At 67.3% G+C, this 23,005-nt stretch carries 22 protein-coding genes and 1 pseudogene; 11 read left to right on the top strand and 12 right to left on the bottom strand.

The genetic code is table 11. From position 1 onward, the window contains the following. Window positions 1-34: 34 nt before the first annotated feature. Window positions 35-265: pseudogene (locus MYA_RS25565) on the top strand (manganese catalase family protein); the annotation flags it as partial. 212 nt (window positions 266-477) lie between these two features. Here the strand turns inward: MYA_RS25565 and MYA_RS25560 are convergent. Then, window positions 478-1,767 (bottom strand): aminotransferase class V-fold PLP-dependent enzyme, encoded by a 1,290-nt coding sequence (locus tag MYA_RS25560; RefSeq protein WP_014725738.1) that lies wholly within the window; start codon window positions 1,765-1,767, stop codon window positions 478-480. A gap of 48 nt (window positions 1,768-1,815) precedes the next feature. Then, window positions 1,816-3,141, bottom strand: coding sequence for a glutamate/aspartate:proton symporter GltP (gltP, locus tag MYA_RS25555; protein ID WP_014725737.1), 1,326 nt, complete (start codon window positions 3,139-3,141; stop codon window positions 1,816-1,818). A gap of 147 nt (window positions 3,142-3,288) precedes the next feature. Between gltP and MYA_RS25550 the strand changes: the two genes are divergently transcribed. The 4 genes from MYA_RS25550 (at window position 3,289) to MYA_RS32310 (ending at window position 8,189) form a co-directional block, all read left to right on the top strand. Further along, window positions 3,289-4,197, top strand: a complete 909-nt coding sequence (locus MYA_RS25550) for a LysR family transcriptional regulator (RefSeq protein WP_014725736.1) — start codon at window positions 3,289-3,291, stop codon at window positions 4,195-4,197. Window positions 4,198-4,544: 347 nt separating this feature from the next. Further along, the gene (locus tag MYA_RS25545) at window positions 4,545-5,534 is read left to right on the top strand and encodes a c-type cytochrome (protein WP_014725735.1); all 990 of its coding nucleotides are present in this window, start codon (window positions 4,545-4,547) and stop codon (window positions 5,532-5,534) included. Window positions 5,535-5,547: 13 nt separating this feature from the next. Further along, the gene (ctaD, locus tag MYA_RS25540) at window positions 5,548-8,076 is read left to right on the top strand and encodes a cytochrome c oxidase subunit I (RefSeq protein WP_014725734.1); all 2,529 of its coding nucleotides are present in this window, start codon (window positions 5,548-5,550) and stop codon (window positions 8,074-8,076) included. Continuing rightward, the gene (locus MYA_RS32310) at window positions 8,061-8,189 is read left to right on the top strand and encodes a cytochrome c (RefSeq protein ID WP_014725733.1); all 129 of its coding nucleotides are present in this window, start codon (window positions 8,061-8,063) and stop codon (window positions 8,187-8,189) included. Before ctaD ends, MYA_RS32310 begins: the two co-directional genes overlap by 16 nt. On the opposite strand, the gene MYA_RS32020 is transcribed toward MYA_RS32310, so the two are convergent. The 8 genes from MYA_RS32020 to MYA_RS25495 all read right to left on the bottom strand — a co-directional run bounded on the left by MYA_RS32020 (window position 8,186) and on the right by MYA_RS25495 (window position 16,038). Continuing rightward, a complete protein-coding gene (locus MYA_RS32020; RefSeq protein WP_193373730.1) occupies window positions 8,186-8,554 on the bottom strand; it encodes a hypothetical protein in 369 nt (122 codons plus the stop codon). The two genes, MYA_RS32310 and MYA_RS32020, sit on opposite strands and share 4 nt — an antisense overlap. A gap of 174 nt (window positions 8,555-8,728) precedes the next feature. Next, entirely contained in the window at window positions 8,729-9,127 is a 399-nt protein-coding gene (locus tag MYA_RS25525; RefSeq protein ID WP_014725731.1) for a RidA family protein, read from the bottom strand. Between the two features lie 80 nt (window positions 9,128-9,207). After that, window positions 9,208-9,984: a benzoate diol dehydrogenase BenD gene (gene benD, locus MYA_RS25520; RefSeq protein WP_014725730.1), complete on the bottom strand. Its 777-nt coding sequence runs from the start codon at window positions 9,982-9,984 to the stop codon at window positions 9,208-9,210. Further along, the gene (gene benC, locus MYA_RS25515; protein ID WP_014725729.1) at window positions 9,981-11,003 is read right to left on the bottom strand and encodes a benzoate 1,2-dioxygenase electron transfer component BenC; all 1,023 of its coding nucleotides are present in this window, start codon (window positions 11,001-11,003) and stop codon (window positions 9,981-9,983) included. The genes benD and benC overlap by 4 nt, the downstream gene beginning before the upstream one ends. A 38-nt stretch (window positions 11,004-11,041) precedes the next feature. Then, on the bottom strand, window positions 11,042-11,530 hold the full coding sequence (benB, locus tag MYA_RS25510; RefSeq protein ID WP_014725728.1) for a benzoate 1,2-dioxygenase small subunit: 489 nt from the start codon (window positions 11,528-11,530) through the stop codon (window positions 11,042-11,044). Beyond that, entirely contained in the window at window positions 11,527-12,885 is a 1,359-nt protein-coding gene (locus MYA_RS25505) for a Rieske 2Fe-2S domain-containing protein (RefSeq protein ID WP_014725727.1), read from the bottom strand. Before MYA_RS25505 ends, benB begins: the two co-directional genes overlap by 4 nt. 111 nt (window positions 12,886-12,996) lie before the next feature. Beyond that, complete coding sequence (gene catA, locus MYA_RS25500) at window positions 12,997-13,941, bottom strand: catechol 1,2-dioxygenase (protein WP_041494360.1); 945 nt, start codon at window positions 13,939-13,941, stop codon at window positions 12,997-12,999. A gap of 912 nt (window positions 13,942-14,853) precedes the next feature. Beyond that, window positions 14,854-16,038, bottom strand: a complete 1,185-nt coding sequence (locus tag MYA_RS25495) for a sugar transporter (protein WP_014725725.1) — start codon at window positions 16,036-16,038, stop codon at window positions 14,854-14,856. A gap of 219 nt (window positions 16,039-16,257) precedes the next feature. Here MYA_RS25495 and MYA_RS25490 point away from each other — a divergent pair, with 219 nt between their 5' ends. Beyond that, window positions 16,258-16,932 carry an HAD family hydrolase gene (locus tag MYA_RS25490; RefSeq protein ID WP_011879959.1) on the top strand — a complete coding sequence of 225 codons (675 nt, stop codon included), beginning with the start codon at window positions 16,258-16,260 and terminating at the stop codon, window positions 16,930-16,932. Between the two features lie 288 nt (window positions 16,933-17,220). Here the strand turns inward: MYA_RS25490 and MYA_RS25485 are convergent, their stop codons facing one another. Continuing rightward, window positions 17,221-17,928: a succinate dehydrogenase/fumarate reductase iron-sulfur subunit gene (locus MYA_RS25485; RefSeq protein ID WP_041494359.1), complete on the bottom strand. Its 708-nt coding sequence runs from the start codon at window positions 17,926-17,928 to the stop codon at window positions 17,221-17,223. A 99-nt stretch (window positions 17,929-18,027) separates the two neighbouring features. Then, window positions 18,028-18,270 (bottom strand): DUF6566 family protein, encoded by a 243-nt coding sequence (locus tag MYA_RS25480; RefSeq protein ID WP_011879957.1) that lies wholly within the window; start codon window positions 18,268-18,270, stop codon window positions 18,028-18,030. Window positions 18,271-18,447: 177 nt separating this feature from the next. Between MYA_RS25480 and MYA_RS25475 the strand changes: the two genes are divergently transcribed. Genes MYA_RS25475 through MYA_RS25455 form a run of 5 tightly spaced genes read left to right on the top strand, consistent with a single transcriptional unit; the run spans window position 18,448 to window position 22,996 of the window. Then, the gene (locus tag MYA_RS25475; RefSeq protein ID WP_011879956.1) at window positions 18,448-19,149 is read left to right on the top strand and encodes an MgtC/SapB family protein; all 702 of its coding nucleotides are present in this window, start codon (window positions 18,448-18,450) and stop codon (window positions 19,147-19,149) included. Continuing rightward, entirely contained in the window at window positions 19,146-19,484 is a 339-nt protein-coding gene (locus MYA_RS25470) for a hypothetical protein (protein ID WP_011879955.1), read from the top strand. The genes MYA_RS25475 and MYA_RS25470 overlap by 4 nt, the downstream gene beginning before the upstream one ends. Continuing rightward, window positions 19,481-21,700, top strand: a complete 2,220-nt coding sequence (locus tag MYA_RS25465; RefSeq protein ID WP_014725723.1) for a VTT domain-containing protein — start codon at window positions 19,481-19,483, stop codon at window positions 21,698-21,700. The genes MYA_RS25470 and MYA_RS25465 overlap by 4 nt, the downstream gene beginning before the upstream one ends. Further along, window positions 21,691-22,470: an endonuclease/exonuclease/phosphatase family protein gene (locus MYA_RS25460; protein ID WP_014725722.1), complete on the top strand. Its 780-nt coding sequence runs from the start codon at window positions 21,691-21,693 to the stop codon at window positions 22,468-22,470. Before MYA_RS25465 ends, MYA_RS25460 begins: the two co-directional genes overlap by 10 nt. Window positions 22,471-22,507: 37 nt before the next feature. Continuing rightward, window positions 22,508-22,996, top strand: a complete 489-nt coding sequence (locus MYA_RS25455) for a phage protein NinX family protein (protein ID WP_014725721.1) — start codon at window positions 22,508-22,510, stop codon at window positions 22,994-22,996. Window positions 22,997-23,005: the final 9 nt, after the last annotated feature.

Raw genomic sequence — 23,005 nt, 5'->3', positions numbered from 1 at the left:
CGCAGGTGTGCTCCCCTCCCTCAACGGAGGTTTCATGTTCATTCACAACACACGGCTTCAGTACACGGTACGCGTCGATGCGCCCAATCCGGGGCTCGCGAACCTGCTGCTCGAACAGTTCGGCGGCCCGCAGGGCGAACTCGCCGCTGCGATGCGCTATTTCACGCAGGCGGTCACCGAGGAGGATCCAGGCCGCAAGGACATGCTGTTGGACATCGCGACCGAGGAGTTGAGCCACCTCGAAGTGATCGGCTCGCTGGTCGCGGCGACCGTCACTTCATCAAGGGCCGTGATCGACCCTTAACTGCCCCTCGACGCGGCGTGTCAGCAGTCGGGTGTTGGCTTGAACTCGACCATTTGTTTGCAAGCGATACCTGTGACTCTCCCGACATGCAAACTAGCTGCCCCTCCGACGTGGCTATGGGGACGCACCGAGAATCACAACAAAATCTCGATGCGTCTCTGTCTCACCCTCCGCTATCCGGCGAGCCGACTCGCGATCGCAATGTCCTCAGTCACTGCCAGGAACTTCGCAACGTCACTCGGCGCATGGCAATGCAACGGAGAGATGCGAACCGCACCGTCGAGGTTGAACGATTTCAACATCCGCCCCGAGTAAAGGCTCGTCGCAATCCGCTCATAGACGATCACGCCCCGCTCTTCATAGGCGCGTACGGCGGCGGTCGGGTCCAGGTTATCGAAGTCGATGCCGGCGATCAGATCGCGGCGCGTCAGATCGTCGTGATCCCAGAACACGCGTACGCCTTCGATCGCTCGCAGCCCGCGCTGTCCGTCAACGCCGTCGAGTAACAACGAAAGCAGCGCGCGCTCGTGCTCTTCGATGCGCTGCATGCCTTGTACGAACCGTTCGCGCCGGTCTTCGGCGTCGCTAAACTGGGTGCCGATCCACGCGACATAATCGACGATCGCGCTCACCACGGCGAATTGCGCGGGCGTGGGGCTGCCGAGTTCCCAAACCCCTTTGTCCTTGGCCGCGAGCCGATGATGCGGAAGTTCGGCAAGCCGTTCGGACAGCCATGACACGCCAGAACCACGGCACCCGAAGAACTTGTACGGCGCGAAATTGATGCCGTCCACTGGGGTCTTTTGCAGATCGATAACCGCATGTGGCGCATGCTGAACCGCATCGACGATGATAAAAAGATCCGGCTTGCGCGCCCGCGCACGTTCGACGATGGCCGCAATATCGAGCTTCGCTCCCGAGATATTCGAGGCGTACATCACGCTTAAAAGTGCCGTATCGTCGTCGATGAGCGCGACGATGGCATCGGTATCGACGCCGCCGGTTTCGGCATTGCTCGGTGCAATGCGAAGCTCCTTGTTCGTACGCTCGCAGTACATCGTCATCGCATCGAAAGACGACGGATGCTCGAGAATCGTGGTGACGGCGTTCGTGCCCGGCACGTTCTCCATCACCGCGCGGACCATGTCGAACATCGCCGCCGAAGCGGTCAGCGAGAGGTACACACTTCCGCCGCGCGCGTTGAGGATGCGGCGCACGTCGTCTTCGCCGCGCGCCTGAATATCCTGCAGAAACAGCGCGCGCTCGTGGATACGCTCGGGGCAGTCCGGCAGCGCATCGATTCGCGCGAATGCTTCCAGTGCCGATTTCAGTCTGAACGACCCGCCTGCGTTGTCGAAGAAAAGACGCTCACGGTTGTCGATATCGCGATCGACGTAATGAAAGCGCTGCTTGATGGCCTCCATCATCGATGCTGAAAACAACTGCCCGCGATTGCTGCTCATTGGATCTGCTCCTCGTTCCATGTTAGTCATTACTGAATTCAACGCATCTCATGCGTCCAGCGACGCGATATACGCCTTGCCTTTCTCCGCGTCGTACTGGCCTTCCCAGCGGGCGATGACGAGCGGCGCAAGCGCGTTGCCCACCACGTTCAGCGCGGTGCGTCCCATGTCCATGATGCGGTCAACCCCTGCGATGAACGCGAGCCCTTCGAGCGGTAGTCCCGCACTGGCGAGCGTCGTGAGCAGGATCACGAACATGAAGCCGGGCACGCCTGCCGCGCCTTTGGAGGTCACGACCATCGTGAGCACGAGCACGATCTGTTCTTGCACGCCCAGATGCACGCCATAGAGCTGTGCGACGAACAGGGTGCCGATGCCGAGATAGATCGACGCGCCATCCAGATTGAACGTGTAGCCCGTGGGCACCACGAACGTCGTAATGCTCTTCGGCACGCCGAAGTCTTCCATCTTCTTCATCAGTTGCGGCAAAACCGTCGCCGAACTGCACGTCGAGAAGGCGATGATCAATTCGTCCTTGATGACGCGCACCAGCGTGAAAATGTTGAAGCCAAAGAGGCGTGCCGTAATGCCGAGCACGAACACCGCGAACAGCACGATCGCGAGATACGTCACCGCAACCAGCTTGATGAGCGGCAGCAGCGAACCGAAGCCGAAACTCGCGACTGTCACCGCGATTAGCGCACACACACCGAACGGCGCGTAACGCATCACCATGCCGGTGACCTTGAACATCGCATCGCTGATGCCTTTGAAGGTTGCGAGCACCGGCTGGCGATATTCGGCAGGCACGGATTGCAGGCCCAATCCGAACAGCACGGAGAAAAAGATCACCGGCAGCAGATCGCCGCGCCCCATCGCCATGACGATGTTGTCGGGAATGATGCTCAGCAAAAGCGCCATGAAGCCGTGATGACCCTGCGTTTGCTGCGTGGTCTGCTGATAGCGCGAAATATCGGTGTGGCCGAGCTGGGACAGATCCGTGCCCAGCCCCGGATGCAGCACGTTGCCGAGCACGAGTCCCAGCACGATGGCGATCGTCGTGACGACCTCGAAGTACACGAGCGTCTTCAGGCCGATGCGCCCGAGCGAGCGCCCGTCGCCGACGCCCGCGATGCCCATCACCATGCTCGTGAACACGATGGGTACGACCACCATCTTGATCAGACGAATGAAGATATCGCCGGCCGGTTGCAGGAAGCCGTTGATGGCTGACTCGCGAAACTCCGGGAAACGGTTGAGCACCAGCCCGACCGCAATGCCGGCGATCAGGCCGATCAAAATTTGCCACGCGAGCCCGATGCGAGGCTTGCGCGCCGCGCGTTCGGGGTGAGGTGTTTCCATGACGGACTCCATGCGCTCTCCAGACACGTATCGGTTGATATAGATGAGTCGAGCCTCTGCAGGGACTCGTTAGAGGAAAAAGTACCCAGTCAAAATGAACTAAAAAAGCGATTTTTTTCTATGAGAAACTATCGCTTTTAGTGATGTGAGTCCGGAGCCATGCTGACGTTCAAGCAAATGGAAGCCTTGTACTGGATCGTCCAGCTCGGCTCGTTCGAAGCGGCCGCGACGCGCCTGAATACCACGCAATCGGCGATCTCCAAGCGCGTGCAGGAACTGGAGCGGGCTTTCGACATGGCGGTGTTCGACCGCGCGAATCGCAGCGCGCGCCTCACGGAGAAGGGCACAGAATTCTTCGAGCACGCGAGGGAATTGCTCGAGCGGCGTGACCAGATCGTCGAGCGCATGAGCTCGAAAGAGGCGCTGGTTCGGCAAATTCGCATTGGCGTAACGGAACTCACGGCCCTGACGTGGCTGCCGCGCCTCGTTGCCGCGATTCAGGCCGAATACCCTAAGGTCAAGGTCGAAGCGGAGGTCGATCTGAATGCAACATTGCGCGAGCGGCTGGCGGCTGCCACGGTGGACGTGATCATCGTGCCGCAGATGCACGAAGTCGAGCCGTATGCATCGACGCTCGTCGGTCAGGTCCGGAATGCGTGGATGTGCGCGGCCAGTCTCGCGCCGGGAAAGCGTGCGATTCCGCTTGCCGATATCGCGAAGTTTCCGCTGATTTTGCAGGGCGGCCTGTCGGGTACGGGCTACGTGTATAGCCGGTTTCTGGAGGAGCAAGGGGTCGCGTTGCAGAAAGTGCTGGCGAGCAACAGCCTGATTGCGCAGATTGGGCTCACCCTGTCGGGGCTTGGCGTTAGTTACCTACCCGAAGCCTGTCTTGCGCGCATGGTCGAGCGACGTGCGCTCGTTGTGGTGCCGACGCGGCCCGCGCTCCCGCTAGTGCGGTACGTCGCCATGCATCGGGCGGAACAGTCGCATTCGCTCAGTGCCGCCGTGGCGCGACTTGCGGCGCAATCGTGCGACTTCTCCTCTAATCTGCTTGATCCGGGAGTCTAGGCATCAGCAAAAGCGGTTGAAGTCGTTGACTCGTAGAATCGAGTGTACGCGGCGCTCGAAAGCACGCGATCTAGAGCTGGCAACCATTGCTCTCCAGTCTGGCGGAGCGAGCCGCTTTCGTGTGTCTTCAATCGGGACTGGGCCGGCCACTTGGTCCGTGCATCAGAAAGTCACCTTGTAGCCGAACTGAGTCAGCCAATCTGACGCTGTCTGTTTGGTCGAGTCCAGCCCGATACACGTGACGACCACGCCGCCGCGACTTCGTCGCCGCCCACCGCGCACCGCTTCGGGCACACCCGTTGCCGCCCATGGTCATAGGCCTCGCCCTCATCACCTACCCGCCTCGCATGACGCTCCCCGACCCGTCCGATTTTCCGGTGCGCGCGGTGCCGCTCGCACCGTTGACGAAGGAGCGCGCGACGATCGTCTGCCATCGCAACGGCCGCGTCCTGCTGGTCGCGCGCCGGCAAGCGTTGCGCTGGACGTTGCCGGGCGGCATGATCCGGCGCGGCGAGTCGGCGCTCGCGCATGCGGCCGGGCCGGCCGCCCGGCCAGTGCTGGTGCTCGGCTGGGCGTTGCTGGCGCTGTGCGCGTTGGTGTGCGTGACGATCGCCGTGCTGCTGTTCGGCGCGCTCGTCTACATGCTGCGCGTGCTCGCGGTGGTGGCCGCGCCGCCGCGGCCGCCGGCGCTGACGATCGGCGTGACCGCGCACGACTGGTGGTGGGCCGTCCGCTATCCGGCCGACGCGGACGGCGCGGCGTTCGTCACCGCGAACGAGATACACATCCCGGTCGGCGAACCGGTGCTCGTCGAACTGACGAGCGCCGACGTGATCCACGCGTTCTGGGTGCCGCAACTCGCCGGCAAGACGCAGACGATCCCCGGCCAGACCAATCGCCAGTGGCTGCAAGCCGACCGGCCGGGCCTCTATCGCGGGCAGTGCTCGCAGTACTGCGGCGCGCAGCATGCGCACATGGCGTTCGAGGTCGTGGCCGAGCCGCCCGCCGCGTTTCGCGCGTGGCTCGCCGCGCAGCGGCAGCCGGCGCCGGCTGACGCCGCCGGCCCGGAACTGCGCGGCCGGCGCCTGTTCACCGAACGCTGCGCCGGCTGCCACGCGGTGCGCGGCACCGACGCGACCGGCGATGCGGGCCCCGAACTGACGCACGTCGGCTCGCGCCGGCTGCTCGCGGCCGGCACGCTGGAGAACACGCCGGCCAACCTGCGCGACTGGATCGCCCATGCGCAGCAGCGCAAGCCGCAAACGCTGATGCCGTCGTTCGCGCTCGCGCCGCGCGACGCCGACGATCTCGCCGCCTATCTCGCAACCCTGCACTGAACGGAGGATGACGATGGCCGTTGCCCGCGACACGCGCCCCGCGCTCAGCCGCGTGCCCGACCTCGGCGACGCACCGCCGGGCTCCGAGCACGAGCGGGCGCTCGCCGAGCTGTGGGAATCGGCGCCCGGCTGGCGCGGCTGGCTCGGCACGGTGGACCACAAGCGCATCGGCATCCGCTACATCGTCACCGCGTTCGCGTTCCTGTTGCTCGGCGGCGTCGAGGCGCTCGTGATGCGCATCCAGCTCGCGCGGCCGAACGCGACGGTGCTCACCCCGGCGCAGTACGACTCGCTGTTCACGATGCACGGCGTCACGATGATCTTCCTGTACGCGCTGCCGGTGCTGTCCGGCTTCGCGAACTACCTGTGGCCGCTGATGCTCGGCTCGCGCGACATGGCGTTCCCGCGGCTCAACGCGTTCTCGTACTGGGTGTTCCTGTTCGCCGGGCTGTTCCTGTACGCGAGCTTTCCGCTCGGCGCGGTGCCCGACGGCGGCTGGTTCAACTACGTGCCGCTCACGTCGCTCGACTACAGCGCGGGCGCGAACATCGACATCTACGCGCTCAGGATGATCCTGCTCGGCATCTCGACGACGGGCGGCGCCGCGAACTTCGTCGTCACGCTGTTGCGCATGCGTGCGCACGGCATGTCGATCGACCGGCTGCCGATCATCGTCTGGGGCACGCTGACCGCGTCGGTCGCGAACCTCGTGGCGGTGCCGTCGGTGAGCCTCGCGTTCCTGCTGATGTGGCTCGACCGCAATGCCGGCACGCATTTCTTCGACGTCGCGCACGGCGGCCGGCCGCTGCTGTGGCAGCACCTGTTCTGGATGTTCGCGCACCCGTGGGTGTACGTCGTCGTGCTGCCGGCGATGGGCATCGTGTCGGACGCGCTGCCGACGTTCTGTCGCCGCCCGCTCGTCGCGTACGAAGCCGTCGCGGTATCGACGGTCGCGACGATGCTGATCGGCTTCGAGGTCTGGGTGCATCACATGTTCGCGACCGGCATCGCACCGCTCGCGCTCGCGTTCTTCGGCGCGGCCAGCATGCTGATCTCGATCCCGAGCGCGGTCGCCGTGTTCGCGTGGATCGCGACGATCTGGACCGGACGACCGGTGTTCCGCACGCCATTCCATTATTTCGCGGGCTTCGTGCTGATGTTCGTGATCGGCGGCGTGTCCGGCGTGATGACGGCGGCAGTGCCGCTCGACTGGCAGCTCACCGACACGTATTTCGTCGTCGCGCACCTGCATTACGTGCTGCTCGGGATCAACGTGTTCCCCGTGCTCGGCGGCGTGACGTACTGGTTCCCGAAGTTCACGGGCCGGATGATGAACGAGCGCTTCGGCCGGCTGACGTTCTGGGTCGTGCTGGTCGGCTTCAATCTCGGCTTCTTCCCGATGCACGTGTCGGGGCTGCTCGGCATGCCACGGCGCGTCTACACGTACCCGTCCGGGATGGGCTGGGACACGTCGAACCTGCTCACCACGATCGGCTCGTTCGTGTTCGGCATCGGCATCGTGATGTTCGTCGTCAACGCGCTCGTCAGCGCGCGGCGCGGCCAGCGCGCCGGCGCGAACCCGTGGGGCGCGGCCGGGCTCGAATGGTCGGTCGCGTCGCCCGCGCCGGCGTACAACTTTGCGGTGCTGCCGCTCGTCGCGTCGCGGCATCCGCTGTGGGAAACGCGCGACGCCGCGCAGCGCAGCAGCATGCGGGTCGGCTATCGGCTCGCGCACGGCCGCGAGGCGCTGGCGGTCACGCCGCTCGCGGCGAAGCCGAGCGCGATCCTCAAGATGCCCGACGACAGCTGCGTGCCGTTCGTGCTCGCGCTGCTGTCCAGCGCCGTCTTCGCGGCGATGCTCGCGCGCTCACCCGCGCTCGTGTGCGCGGATGGCAGCCGGCTGTATCCGGCGATGCGGTACCCGTCGTTCGCGCACCTGAGCGACGCCGACGTGCGTGCGCTGTACGCGTACTTCATGCGCGGCGTCGCGCCGTCCGCGAATGCGGCAACGCGTACGGAATTGCCGTTTCCGTTCAACCAGCGCTGGGCGCTTTCGCTATGGAGCCTGGTGTTCGCGAACCGCGACCGCGTCACGCCGCAGCCGTCGAAATCGGCGGAATGGAATCGCGGCGCGTATCTGGTGCAGGGGCTCGGCCACTGTGGCGCGTGCCATACGCCGCGCGGGCCGGCCTACACCGAGCGCGGCTACGACGAGCGCAGCCCGGCGTTCCTGACCGGCGGCATCAACGATCACTGGTTCGCGCCGAACCTTACGGGCGCGGCGCCGGACGGCCTCGGCCGCTGGTCGGCCGACGACGTCGCCGCGTTCCTGCGCGGCGGCCACGCCGCGCGCGGCGCGGTATTCGGCGCAATGGCGCCGGTCGTCGGCAAGCGCACCGCGCTACTGACCGACGGCGATCGTCATGCGATCGCCATTTACCTCAACCGACCAGCACGATCCGCATCGTCGTCGAAGGTGCGCAGCCGGCGCCCGGCAAGAACGGCCCCGTCGAGTGGATGCCGGCGATGCGCGACGCGCTGACGAGCAGTCAGATCGCCGCGGTGGTCCGCTACGTGCGCGGCGCGTGGGGGAATCGCGCGGCGCCGGTGTCCGAACAGGACGTCCGGCGATTGCGTGCGGCGATTCATCGCTAGGGGCGGCGCGGGTGGGTGAATCGGGTGGCGCCAAGGTCGGTGTCGGTGTCGGTGTCGGTGTCGGTGTCGGTGTCGGTGTCGGTGTCGGTGTCGGTGTCGGCTTCGGCATCGGCATCGGCATCGGCATCGGCATCTGCTTCGGCTTCGGCTTCGGCTTCGGCTTCGGCTTCGGCTTCGGCATCGGCATCGGCATCGGCATCGGCTTCGGCATCGGCTTCGGCATCGGCTTCGGCTTCGGCTTCGGCATCGGCATCGGCTTCGGCTTCGGCTTCGGCTTCGGAACAGGATGTCAGGCGGTTACGCGCGGCGATCCATCGTCGGCGATACCGCGCGTGGGCGAACGGATCGACACGTATCCGACTCACCTTCACTCACGCCCATCTCCGATCGCGTTGCTCGCGGCGACGCAATCCGGCGGACTCATTGCGTCGTCGCGGCCCGACGTGCCAGCGATTTCGGCTCCATCGCGCGACTGGCCAGCATCGCGCGCACCCGTACATACAACCAACCGACGACCTCGCACGTCGCGAGCCTCATGCTCACCGCTCCACCACCGCCACCGCCTTGATCTCCACGATGTAACCCGGCGCGCCGCCGAGCATGTGCGCGCCGACGGCCGTCCACGCCGGCCGCGGATGCGCGTGGAAATAACGGTCGCGCACCTGCATGAACAGCGGCAGGTCGCGCATGTCGGTATGGAACGTCGTCAGGTCGACCACGTCGTCGAGCGTCGCGCCGCCCGCCTCGAGCACGCGCTTGAGGTTTTCGAACGCCTGCACGATCTGCGCTTCACGACCTTCGACCAACTGCATCCCCGCGTCGCGGCCGATCTGGCCCGACACGTACACGGTATCGCCGACCTTGATCGCCGGCGCGTAGCCGATCTTGTCGTACACGCTTTCCATCCCGGCCGGGATGATCGCTTCGCGGTTGCGCATCGGTGTCTCCGTGGCCGGGCGCACAGCGCCGGCCGTTCCTCCTGTTGAACTGCAACGCGGCGCGCCTGACCGGGCGTCGTTCAGCCCGTATCGCCGCCTGCGACCGGCAGCACGGTGCCGGTGATGTAGCTCGCTTCGTCCGAGGCGAGGAACAGGATCGGCGCGATCTGCTCGTCGAGCGTGCCGTAGCGCTTGAAGAACGTCGAATCGGTCACCTGCCGCACCGCTTCGGCCATCCACGCCTGTTCCTGCGCGCTGTCGCCGGCCGCATTGCGCGGCACGCGGCGCGGCGGCGCCGTGGTGCCGCCCGGCGCGGTCGCGACCACGCGGATCCCGTGTTCCGCATACTCCATCGCGAGCGCCGCCGTCAACGCGTTGACGCCGCCCTTCGCGGCCGAATACGGCACGCGGCGAATCCCGCGCGTCGCGTTCGACGACACGTTGACGATCGTGCCGCCGCCCGCCTCGACCATATGCGGCAGCACCGCATGGCAGCTGTACAGCGTCGGCATCAGCGAGCGGCGAATCTCCGCGTCGATCTGCGCCGGCTCGAACTCGGCGAACGGCCGCATCCGGATCGCGCCGCCGACGCCGTTGATCAACACGTCGATCCGACCGAACGCCGCGATCGCACATGCGATCGCCGCGCGCGCGCCGTCGTAGGTTTCCAGATCGGCGACGCATGCGGCCGCGCTGCCCGCCGGCGCTTCGGCGGCCACCTCGGCGACGAATTCCGCACGATCGACCAGCAGCACGCTGCCGCCCTCGGCCGCCGCGCGCAATGCGACGCCGCGGCCGATGCCCTGTGCCGCGCCGGTGACGACGACGACCTTGCCCGAGAATCGTTGCATCATCATGCCGCCTTCGCCGTCACGTTCGGCGTGAACTTCTCGTAATGGAAACTGCGCGGCGTCACGCGCTGCTCGTCGAAATACCCGCGTACCGCGTCGACCATCGGCGGCGGCCCGCACAGATAGACGTCCACGTCGCCGTCGTTCAGCGCATCGGCCGGAATGTGCTGCGTGACCCAGCCCTTGCGCGCGTGGTTCGACGCCGCATCGGCAACCACCGTCGCGAACGTGAAGTTCGGCAGCCGCGCCGCGTACGCGTCGAGCGCCTCCACGCACACCAGATCGAGATCGCGCGTCACGCCGTAGACGAGATGCACCTTCTGCTGCGAGCCGCTGCGCGCGAGCACCTCGAGCATCGACAGGAACGGCGCGAGCCCCGTGCCGCCCGCGAGAAACAGCAGCGGGCGCGCGACCTCGCGCAGGTAGAAGCTGCCGAGCGGCCCGTCGAGCTCGAGCGTGTCGCCCGCGCGAGCCGTCTCGAGCCACGTGCTCATCACGCCGCCCGGAATCTTCTTGATCAGGAAGGCGAGCTTCGCGTCGCCCGGCGCGGACGAGAACGAATACGACCGGTGCTGGCCACTGCCCGGCACGCCGATGTTTACGTACTGCCCCGGCAGAAAGACCGGCGCGGCGGCGCCGACGTCGAGTTCGAGCACGATCGCCGCGTCGTTGTGCGGCTCGACCTTCGCGACGGTCGCGGCGAACGCGCCGTGGCCGGTCTTGCACGCGAGCGACGACGCCGGCACCGCGATCACGCAATCGCTTTGCGGCACCATCTGGCAGGTCAGCACGACGCCGGCCGCCTTCTCGTCGTCGCTCAGTGCATCGTCGAGATAGTCGTCGCCGAGGTCGTAGCGGCCGCTTTCCGCGCGGCACTTGCAGGTGCCGCACACGCCGTCGGAGCAGTCCATCGGCAGGTTGATCTTCGCGCGGAATGCCGCATCGAGCACTTTCTCGCCGGCCTTGCAGTCGATGAAGCGGGTGACCCCGTCCTCGAAGTTCAGTGCGATCTGGTAGGTGGACATCGCTTCGTCTCCGTCTGGTTACTGTCGGTCGATCGGCGTCAGACGTGATACACGTCGAGCACCTGCCGGATGTAGTCGTTCTTCAGCACGATCTTCTTGTTCGAGATCAGCCACGCATCGCCCGCGCGACGCAGCGTGACGAACGCCGTGCCGAAGAAGTGATCGGTCACGCGGTAGCGGTGGTTCAGCGTGTGGAAGTTGTAGCGCACGTCCACCTCGTCGTCGCGCTGCGCCAGCACCTCGACGTTCGTCACGTTGTGGCTGGTGCGCGGCTCGGGCGTCGATGCGCCGCTGCGCTCCGTCTTGATCCGGAACACGCGGTCCTCGAGGCCGCCGCGATCGGCGTAGTACATCAGCGAGATCTGGTGTTGCGGATCCTCGGTCGGCCGATCATCGTCGTCCCATGCGGGCATCCAGTACGTGACGTCCTCGGCGTAGCACGTGAGCCACGCGTCCCACTCGCGATCGTCGAGCAGGCGCGCTTCGCGATACAGCGCCGCGCAAATGGTCTGGTAGTCGATGTTCATGCCTGTGCCTCCCCGCGTTCCTGCTGCAACGCATCGCGCATCACGCGCACCCAGTATTCGTGCTGACACACGAACAGCCCTTCGTCCTCGCTGCGCTCGCCCGACACGCGCGGATTCAGCCCCATCTTCGCGGCGTTCTCGTCGGGCCCGTCGATCCACAGCGGCGCGCCGCGCGACAGGTCGTTCCACATCGCCGCGCTGCCCGCGTAGCCGGCCTGGCATGCGCGGAATTCCTCGAGGTCGTCGGCGGTGCCCATCCCGGATACGTTGAAGAAGTCCTCGTACTGACGGATCCGCGTCGCGCGGTCGGCGTCGCTCTCGCCCTTCGGCGCGAAGCAGAAGATGCTGACCTCGGTCTTGTCGACGGCGAGCGGACGCACCACGCGAATCTGCGTGCTGAACTGGTCCATCAGGAACACGTTCGGATACACGCACAGGTTGCGCGTCTGGTTCACGATGAAGTCGGCCTGCACCGCGCCGACGCGCGCGGCGATCTCGTCGCGATGCCGGTACACGGGCCGCACTTCCGGGTTCATCGTCTTGGTCCACAGCAGGATGTGGCCGTGATCGAAGCCGTAGACGCCCGCAACCGACTTGCTCCAGCCGTTCGCATCGACGGCCTTGGTGCCGTCTTCCTTGCGGCGGCCCATCGTCGCCGCGTAGTTCCAGTGCACGGTGCTCACGTGATAGCCGTCGCAGCCGTTCTCCATCTGCATCTTCCAGTTGCCTTCGTAGATGTAGGACGAGTTGCCGCGCAACACTTCGAGCCCGTTCGGCGCCTGGTCGACGATCTGGTCGATGATCACGCGCGCGTCGCCGAGGTAGTCCTCGAGCGGCAGCACGTCGTCGCTGAGGCTACCGAACAGGAAGCCGCGATAGCTCTGGAAGCGCGCGATCTTCTTCAGGTCGTGCGAGCCGTTCGTGTTGAACTGCACCGGATACTCGGTGGTCTTCTCGTCCTTCACCTTCAACAGCTTGCCGGTGTTCGAGAAGGTCCAGCCGTGGAACGGACACGTGAAGCTGCCCTTGTTGCCGTGCCTGCGGCGGCACAGCATCGCGCCCTTGTGCGCGCAGGCGTTGAGCACCGCGTGCAGCTCGCCGGTCTTGTCGCGCGTGATGACGACCGGCTGGCGGCCGATCCACGTCGTGTAGTAATCGTTGTTGTCGGGGATCTGGCTCTCGTGCGCGAGATACACCCAGTTGCGCTCGAAGATGTGCTTCATCTCGAGCGCGTACAGCGCCTCGTTGGTGAAGATGTCGCGGCGGCAGCGGAAGATGCCGGCGTCCTTGTCGTCCTGCACCGCGGTGGCGAGCAGGTGGTCCAGTTCGGTGGTGGGGTCGATCGTCGCGGACATGTTGGTTCCTCCTGTGCGCGTGCCGCGTCCTGCAAGCACGCTCGCATCGGTGTCGATTGAATCCTGGGGAGACCGGCGGCCGCGTGTTTGCGCGGCCGCGCGGTCGGGTGTTCAGGCGGCGGCGCTCGCGCGCGGGCGTTCGACGATCTGGTTGTCCGCGCCGCCGACGCGCGGCGTCAGCACGAAGTCGAACGCGATGTCCTGGTACGCGTCGGCCTTCAGCCCGAGCGCCGCGCCGCCGGTTTTCGTCGTGACGGGCGGGATCAGTTCCTCGCGCGTCGCATACGCGAAGTCATCCCAGATCAGCGGATCGCCTTCGATGTTGAACTGCGTCGTCAGCTTGCGATGGCCGTCGCTCGTCACGAAGAAGTGCACGTGCGCCGGACGGTTGCCGTGGCGGCCGAGGCGGTCCAGCAGCTGCTGCGTCGCGCCCTGCGGCGGGCAGCCGTAGCCGACCGGCATCAGCGTGCGGAATGCGTAGGTGCCGTCGGCGCCGGTCCTGACTGCGCCGCGCAGGTTGAAGTCGCGCTGCGCGCCGGTCGGATCGAAATGCGAATAGAAGCCGTGCGAGTTCGCGTGCCAGCATTCGACCAGCGCGCCGGCCACCGGCTTGCCGTCGAGGTCCTTGACCGTCCCGTGGATCACGAGCGGGCCGGCGCCTGCGTCGGCGTCGAGGTCGATCTTCGCGACGCCGTCGCGCACCGGTGCGCCCGCGACGTACAGCGGGCCTTCGATCGTGCGCGGCGTGCCGCCGTCGAGGCCGAGCGCGGCGTCGGCGGCGTCCATGCGGATGTCGAGATACTTCTCGAGCCCGAGGCCGGCCGCGAGCAGCGCAGCTTCGCCGTCCTGACCGAGCTTGTTCAGGTAGTTCACGCCGGCCCAGACTTCATCGGGCGTGATGTCGAGGTCGTCGATCGCCTTGAAAAGGTCGCCGAGCAGCCGCAGCACGATCTGCTGCGTGCGCGCGTCGCCGGTGCTCGCGCCGTTGGCGTTCGCACTCGATGCGGCCTTCAGCAGATCCTGCACTTCCCTGGTTTCGAAAACCTTGACGCTCATGATGGTGTCTCCACGTGTAGTTTTGGAAAAAGCGATCGACGGATGCGGCTCGCGCAACACGACGGCTGCTCGAATCAAACGTCGCCGTCGGATTGCAACGGCGGGCGGCGACGCGACGGTATCGCCGAAAACTTCAGGTACGGCAACGCCGGTGGTGCGGTTGCGATGTCGTGCGGCTCGACGTTGCGCGGCAGGTCGCACGTTGCGTGTGGCGAGTTCATGGAACGGATTTATACGCGGCGGGGAAATGCTGCGTCCAATACTTTTGTCCTGGCTATTTGATACCCACCAGGTATCGAAATACATCGTACGAACGGAAATTTCGCGGCGCACGATACCTTGAATGGGCAGTCGAGCGTGCCGGGACGCTTGCTGGAGCGCGGTCGGAGGAGGTTTGGGGGCAGCGCGGGTATAGGCGTGCGGCGGCGCAGGCTGCGGTCGCGAAAACTGGGCGGAAGGCAGCGGTCGGCTGGGGGCGGTCAGGGTTTTCCTGACGGCGGAATGGAAGGATTTACCGTGGCGCTAGTGGAAATGCGGCGGCTTATCCGTTCGCCGGGATGACGTCGGCGGGACTGGGGCGCGCGGCGATGGTATCGCGCCGGTATAGGGAGTCGGCGGCCCGCGAAGATCTCGGGCCATCGCTGAGTGACCATCGCGCGAGGCACGTAGGTGCAGCGGCGCACCGGTGCGTCGGTGCGTCGGTGCGTCGGTGCGTCGGTGCATAGACGATTGACGTATCGACAAACCGGCACGTCAGCGCATCAGCGTCTCGGCGGATGGGGATGCGGCGGATGGGCGGATGGGCCGATTGATGCATTGGTACATCGGTGGGTCGACACACCGGGCGTCGGCACACCAGCACATCACCAAATCGCCTACTGCGCCCTCACCGGCAGCCGGCACAGCGCCGCCCTACGCCGCCGCGCGTCGCTCATGCAGCCGCAACGCGGCCCACGCGATCGCGGCCGACACGATACCGACCACGCCGCCGAACGTGCCGACCCACGCGAGGCCGAAATCCGCGGCGATATGGTTGCCGAGCAGCGCGCCGGCGCCGATGCCCACGTTGTACAGCCCCGAGAAGATCGACACCGCGAGATCGGTCGCGTGCGGCGCGAGCTTGAGCACCCACGCCTGCATCGCGAGCCCGAAGCAGACGATCGCGCCGCCCCACACCAGCGTGTGCACCGACAGCGTGACGATGTTCAGCGCGCTCGGAAACAGCACCAGCAGACATGCGGACAACGCCACGATCGACGCGAGCAGGAAATCGGCCGGCCGCTCCGGGAACACGCGATTGAAGCAGATGGCCGCGGGCATCCCGGCGACGCCGAACAGGATCAGCACGTAGGTGATCCGGCTGCTGCTCGCATGATTGACGGTCTGCACGAACGGCTCGATGTACGTGTACGACGTGAAGTGCGCGGACACGACCAGCACCGTGATCGCGTACAGCGACACCAGCGCCGGCTTGCGCAGGAACGTGCCGATGCTGGCGAGCGAGCCGGCGCCCTGGCTCGCGAGCGTCGGCAGCGTCGCGCGCAGCAGCAGCAACGCGACGGCCGCCGCCACGCCGATCACGAGGAACGTGACGCGCCAGCCGAGCGCTTCGCCGATCACGCGCCCGAGCGGAATGCCGGCGACCATCGCGATCGCGGTGCCCATCGCGAGCAGGCTCAGCGCGCGGCTCTTGCGGTCGCTCGGCGCGAGGCGCACCGCGAGCGGCACCGAGATCGACCAGAACACCGCATGCGCACACGCGACGCCGAGCCGCCCGATCATCAGCACCGTGAAATTCCACGCGACGCCGGTCACGACGTGACTGGCGACGAACACGAGCAGCGCGCAACTGAGCAGCTTGCGGCGTTCGACGTGACGCGTGACGAAGGTGAGCGGCAGCGACACGACGGCGACGGCCCATGCGTAGATCGTCAGCATCAGGCCGACGGCGGTGGGCTGCATCTGCAGGCTGTCGCCGATGGCGCTCAGCAGTGCGACGGGCACGAACTCGGTGGTGTTGAAGATGAAGGCAGTGAGCGCGAGGGCCAGGACGCCCCACCACGACTGCTCGGAACTGACGGCGTCCGGAGTTGCCATACGGGAATTCGACGAAGGTTGGGCGCGCGTGCGCGGGCCGTAACGGAGCGTGCCGGGCAGTGCCGCCCCGCGCATCGCGCCGATTGTACAGCGGTGCCCGACATGCCGCCGCGGCGCGAGGGCGACATGGCGACATGGCAGCGACACGTCGGCGGGCCGATAATGTGCGCAACCCTTCGCGAACGATTCGCCCGAATGTCACCAGGCCAGGAGATTCACATGCGCATTGAAACGTCATTTCTGTTCGATCTCGACGGCACGCTCGTCGACAGCGTCTACCAGCACGTGCTCGCGTGGAAGGAAGCGCTCGATGCAGAAGGCATCGAGCTGTCGGTATGGCGCATCCATCGCAAGATCGGGATGAGCGGCGGGCTGTTCCTCAACCAGCTGCTGCGCGAAACGTCGGGCGACATCGACGCCGACCGCGTCGAACGGCTCGCCCGGCTGCATGCGGCCGCCTACCAGCGGCTGCGCGCGCAGGTGCGGCCGCTGCCCGGTGCGCGCGAGCTGCTGGCCGCGCTGTCGAACGCCGGCATCCGCTGGGCGATCGCGACCAGCGGACGCATGGAAACCGCGGCCATCAATCTGGAGGCGCTCGGCGTCGATCCGGCGAAGAACGTGGTCGTCACGCGCGATCAAGTCAAGTATGCGAAGCCGGACCCCGATCTGTTCCTGACGGCCGCGGCGAAGTTGAACGTGCAGATCGAACATAGCGTCGTGGTCGGCGACAGCATCTGGGACATGCTCGCGGCGAGCCGCTGTCGCGCGCTGGGCGTCGGGCTGTTGTCGGGCGGCTACGGCAGCGACGAACTGGAGCGCGCCGGCGCGCTGCGCGTGTATGACGATCCGGCCGATTTGCTGCGGCATCTCGACGAGGTGGCCGCGCGGCCGTGAGGTCGATTCGGATGCGTGCGGGGGTCGTGGGACGGGGCGTCTCGTATTGCCGCAAACCCGAATCCCGTAACGCGACGGGACAATCCATCACCGGCTTCCCGGCGTTACACGAATCCACGGGCAAAAGCAGCCCGTATTCATGGCAACGAGGTGATGCAGACAAGACCCGGTTCCCCGCGCACGAACTCGGCGCCAAGTTTCAGCATCCCGACGAAATCGCGACCGTAGTTTCCAGCAAAAATACGGTACGCGCGTCGCGTTCGCCCGGATCGCTGAGCCCCCCGCCCCCTAAACCGTCCTCCTGACCAACATCGTCCGAATCTCCGAAATCGCCTTCGTCGGATTCAATCCCTTCGGACACGCATCCGTGCAATTCATGATCGTCCGGCACCGGAACAGCCGATACGGATCCTCGAGATCATCGAGCCGCTCGGCCGTCGCCATATCGCGCGAATCCGCAATGAACCGATACGCCTGCAGCAACCCCGCCGGGCCGACGAACTTGTCCGGGTTCCACCAATAACTGGGGCAGGCAGTCGAACAGCACGCACACAAAATGCACTCATACAGCCCGTCGAGCTGGTCGCGCTCCTCCGGCGTCTGCAACCGCTCGCGTTCAGGCGGCGTCGTGTCGTTGATCAGGTAAGGCCGTATCGAGTGGTACTGGTTGAAGAAGTCCGTCATGTCGACGATCAGATCGCGCACCACCGGCAACCCGGGCAGCGGCCGCAGCACGATCTCGCGCGGCAGCGTCTTCATGTTGGTCAGGCACGCGAGCCCGTTCTTGCCGTTGATGTTCATCGCATCGGAGCCGCAGATCCCCTCGCGGCACGAGCGCCGGTACGACAGCGTCTCGTCGTCGTGCTTCAGGCGTCCGAGCACGTCGAGCAGCATGCGGTCGTCGGCGCTCACGTCGATCTCGTAGCGCTGCATGTACGGCGCGGCGTCGCGGTCGGGATCGTAACGGTAGATATGAAGCGTACGCGGATCGTTCATGGTTCCTCCCGGCACGGCGCCGGCATCGGGTGACAAGGTGCGCGGCCGGCCCGCAAACGCCATACCGGCCGGCCGCGCATCAACGTGCATCAACGCGACTCAATCGTCGTCGAGCCGCTTGTCGATCAGATAACGTCCACGCTCGACGCCCGCGCGCAGCGCCTCCTCTTCCGACGCCCACTCCGGATTCGCCGGCTCCGGCACGAACAGCTCGATGCGCGCGCCATCGACGTACACCTGCACCTCGTCCGCCCACGCGCCGCGTTCGTTGCGGCGCGCCCACACGCGTATCTCGTGGCCGCGATACGGATCGCGCACCTGTGCATCGGGTTGATGCTCCATGCTGGCCCCCTGTGCTTATCTGCGATGACATGAAAAAAATGCGCGCCGCATGATCGGCGCGCACGCCGCGCTGCCCGCGCGCATACGACATGCCCGCGCCTCCGCGCCCGGCACGCCCCTTGCGTCCCCATTGCACATCGCACCGCTCCGGTACGCCAGATAAAAAGGGAGGCCACGATGATCGGCCATATCGAACTTCTCGGACGCCTGCTGCTCGCCGCGCTGCTCGGCAGCGTGGTCGGGCTCGAGCGCGAGCGACTCAACTGGGCCGCGGGCCTGCGCACGCACATGCTGGTGTGCGTCGGCTCCGCGCTCGTGATGCTCGTCTCGATCTTCGGCTTCGCGGACGTGCACGGGCAGGCAGGCGTCGTGCTCGATCCGTCGCGGGTCGCCGCGCAGGTGGTGTCGGGCATCGGCTTTCTCGGCGCCGGCTCGATCCTGCTGCGCGGCGAAGTGGTGCGCGGGCTGACGACGGCCGCGAGCCTGTGGGCCGTGGCCGGCATCGGCCTCGCCGCGGGCGGCGGCATGTACGTCGCGGCGCTGGGCGCAACCGCGATCGTGCTCGTGATCCTCGCCGGCGTGAAGCCGCTCGAGCGCCGCTTCATCGCGCAACGGCAGCAGCGCACGCTGCGCCTCGTCGTCGAGCGCGGAGGCCTCACGCTCGCGACGCTGCACGACGCGCTCGGCAACGGCCGCGTGCGCGTGAAGCGTTTCATCGTCCAGCAATCCGACGACGACCCCGATACCGACGACATCTCGGTGTCGTTCTCGCGCACGAGCGGAGCGGAATTTGCGGCGATCTGCCGGACGCTGAAGGGCATCACCGGCGTGCGCACCTGTTGCCCCGACAACGACAACTCGTCAAGGAGTTTCGCGTGACCCAGACGCGCCTGCTCTCCTACCTAGTGACGAGCCAGCTCGCGGCGCGCATGCGCGGCGGCGAGTGGCTCACCGTCAGCCAGGTCGTCGGCGCGCTGCGCGCGTGGCTCGCGTGCCATCACGCCGAATGCGACTGGCTCGACCGGATCAGGATCGCGCACGCGTCGCTGCTGATCGCGCAGGGCATCTACGAGATCGCGTGCGCGTACGGCGACCCGGAAGGCGTCGAGCGGATTCGCATCGACCTCGCGTCGCCCGAGCTGAAGGCGTTGCGCGCGCGCTGCGACGTGCTGCTGCAACGTATCGACGGCAACCGCGACGCCGGCGCCCGATGAGCACGCCCGACCAGACGACGCACCGGCCGTTCGCGGCCAACGCGCGCGACGACGCCGTACCGGCCTGGTCGCCCGCGAACGAGCCCACGCGCCACGGCCTGCTCGAACGCGGCCGCAACTGCGACGCGATCCGTCATGCGGACCGCTTCACGACGCTGGTGGACGGCGCCGCGTATTTCCCGACGCTGCGCGCCGCGTTGCGCCGCGCGCGCCACACGGTGTTCGTCCTCGGCTGGGACGTCGACAGCCGGATGCAGCTCGCGCCCGACGGCGCGGACGACGGGCTGCCCAACACGCTCGCCCCCTTCCTGCACGCGCTGGCGACCGCGCGGCACAACCTGCGCATCTACGTGCTCGCGTGGGACTTCGCGATGATCTACGCGCTCGAGCGCGACTGGCCGCCGGTCTATCGCGCGGCGTGGCGCGCGCATCGCGGCATCCGCTTCCGCCTCGACGACTCGCATCCGCGCGGCGCGTCGCATCATCAGAAGCTGGTGGTGATCGACGACCGGCTCGCCTTCGTCGGCGGCCTCGACCTGACGGTCGCGCGCTGGGACACGTCGGCCCACGCAGCCGACGATCCGCGCCGGCGCGACGCGCGCGGAATGCCGTACGGGCCGTTCCACGACGTGCAGGCGATGTTCGACGGCGACGCGGCCGCCGCGATCGGCGAGCAGGCGCGCACGCGCTGGTTCAATGCGTGCGGGCGCCGCATCGCGATCCGCGCGCATCGCCATCTCGATCGCGAGGACGACGTCGATCCCTGGCCGCCCGGCGTACCGGTCGACGTGCGCGACGTGCAACTCGGCATCGCCTATACGGCGCCGCGGCATCGCGACCGCGAACCGGTGTCGCAGGTGCGCGCGCTGGTGGAGGACACGATCCGCGCCGCCCGTCGCCATCTGTACATCGAGAACCAGTATTTCACCGCGGCGGTGGTGCGCGATGCGCTGAGCGCGCGCCTCGCCGACCCGCACGGGCCGGACGTCACGGTGGTCGCGCCGCGCGTGCAGAGCGGCTGGCTGCAGGAGGCGACGATGGGCGTGTTGCGCGCGCGGCTGCACGGCACGCTGAAGTCGGCCGACCGCTTCGACCGCTACCGCTTGCTGTATCCGCACGTCGACGGCCTCGGCGACGGCTGCGTGAACGTCCACAGCAAGCTCGCGATCGTCGACGACGAATGCGTGGTGATCGGCAGCGCGAACCTGAACAACCGCTCGATGGCGCTCGACACCGAATGCTGCGTCGCGCTCGTCGCGGCCGGCGAGCCGCGCATCCGCGCGGCGATCGCCGCGTTGCGCGACCGGCTGCTCGCCGAACATCTCGGCACGACGCCCGCGGCCGTCGCCGACGCGTTCGCGCAGCCGGAACGGCCGAATGTCGCGCTCGACCGGCTGCGCGCGAAGGACGGACGCACGCTGCGCACGCTGGAGCCGGCCGTGACGCCGCAGCTCGATGCGCTGGTGCCGGTCAGCGCGCGCCTCGACCCCGAGCAGCCGATCGAGCCGGACCGCTTCGTGCGCGAGTTCGTTCCGCAGGAGCAGCATCGATCGCTGACCGCGCGTTTCTTCGTGCTGGGGGCGGCCGTGCTGCTGATCGCGGCGCTCGCGCTCGCGTGGCGCTTCTCGCCGCTCGGCCATGAGCTGAACGTCGCGTCGCTCGCGCGCGCGGCAATGCGCGCCGCGCAACTGCCGGGCGCGCCCGCGCTGCTGCTCGCCGGCTACGTGCTCGCGGCGACGCTGTCGGTGCCGATCACGCTGCTGATCACCGTAACGGGCCTCGTGTTCGGCGCGTGGCCGGGCCTCGCCTATGCATCGGTCGGCACGATGGCGGCCGCGGCGGCGACCTACGGGATCGGCCGCTGGCTCGGGCGCGACGCGGTGCGACGGCTCGCCGGCTCGCGCGCGAACCGGCTCAGCGAACGCATCGGCCGGCGCGGCGTGGTCGCGATGGCCGTGCTGCGGCTGCTGCCGATCGCGCCGTTCACGATCGTGAACCTGGTGGCCGGCGCGTCGCACATCGGGCTGCGCGACTACCTGATCGGCACCGCGATCGGGATGCTGCCGGGCATCGTGCTGACGGTCACCTTCGCGCACCAGCTGACCGCCGCGTTGAGCCATCCGGATCCGGGCGCGTTCGCGTGGCTCACGGCGATCGGCATCGCGCTGGTCGGCCTGTCGGTGCTGCTCGTCCGGGCGCTGCGACGATGGCGCTGAGCACGCAACCGGCGCCGCCGCCGGACATCGTCACGTCGGACGGCGCGCCGCGCGGGCACGACCTGCGGATCGCGACATACAACATCCACGGCGGCTACGGCGCATGGCCCGCGCGCGCGGTCGAGCGGATCGTCGCGGTGATCCGCGAGCTCGATGCGGACGTGATCGCGTTGCAGGAAGTGCCGCTCGGCGGCACGCGCGCGCCTGACGTGCTCGCGCATCTGCGCGACGCGACCGGCATGCACGCGGTCGCCGGCCCGACCATCGACACGCCGGAGCGCCGCTACGGCAACGCGGTGCTGTCGCGCTGCCCGATCCGCGCGGCGCGCACGCTCGACCTGTCGTTTCATCAGCGCGAGCCGCGCGGCGCACTCGACGCGGACATCGACTGCAGCGCCGGCCCGATCCGCGTCGTCGCGACCCACCTCGGGCTGTCGGCGAACGAGCGCAGCGCGCAGGTGCAGCGGCTGCTCGCCGCGTTCGACACCGGCGCGATGCCGGTGATCCTGATGGGCGACATCAACGAATGGTTCGTGCGCGGCCGCGCGCTGCAGGCACTGACCACGCGGTTCCGCCGCGCGCCCGCGCCGCGCACGTTCCCGACCGCGTGGCCGGTGTTCTCGCTCGACCGCATCTGGATCCATCCGGGCGAGCTGCTGGTCGACGTGGCCGTGCATCGCAGCATGCTCGCGCGCCACGCATCCGATCACTATCCGCTGGTCGCGCAGATGCGCGTGGAGCTGGGCGCGGGCACGCCGCTTGCGGGCTGAGCGCAGTCCCTTTATGGAGCCTCACGGAGCCTTGCCCATGCGAACCGACGAACTCACCGGAACGGCCCTCGATTACTGGTGCGCACGCGCATTGTGCGCGGACGCCGAAGACACGCTGAGCTTCACGGCCGTCGAGCCGCAGGTGATCGTGACCGCCGCATGCGACGCGCTGCGGCGGCTCGACGCGCAGTTCGCGCCGTCGGCGTCGTGGGCCGATGCGGGCGCGGTGCTCGAGCACGCGGTCGAACTGCGCGTGGTGCGGCGCGCGGACGGCGTCGAATGCGATGCGCGCTTCGACGACGGCCCGTCGACCTGCGCGGCCCGCGCGCCGAACCTGCGCGTCGCGCTGCTGCGCGCGTTCGTGCGCGCGCGCTTCGGCGACGAAGTCGACACGCCGCCGGCGTTCGCGCACCGGATGGAGCGCGGCATGCCGGTGCGGCACGACGTCGGCGTGCCGATTCCTTCCACCGACCACGATCCGGCCACGGGCGAAAGCTCGGATATCCGCTCGATCCCGCGCATGTGACGCAGCGCG

Source organism: Burkholderia sp. KJ006, from assembly GCF_000262695.1.
Taxonomy (GTDB): domain Bacteria; phylum Pseudomonadota; class Gammaproteobacteria; order Burkholderiales; family Burkholderiaceae; genus Burkholderia; species Burkholderia vietnamiensis.
This window is presented reverse-complemented; position numbering and strand designations above follow the sequence as displayed.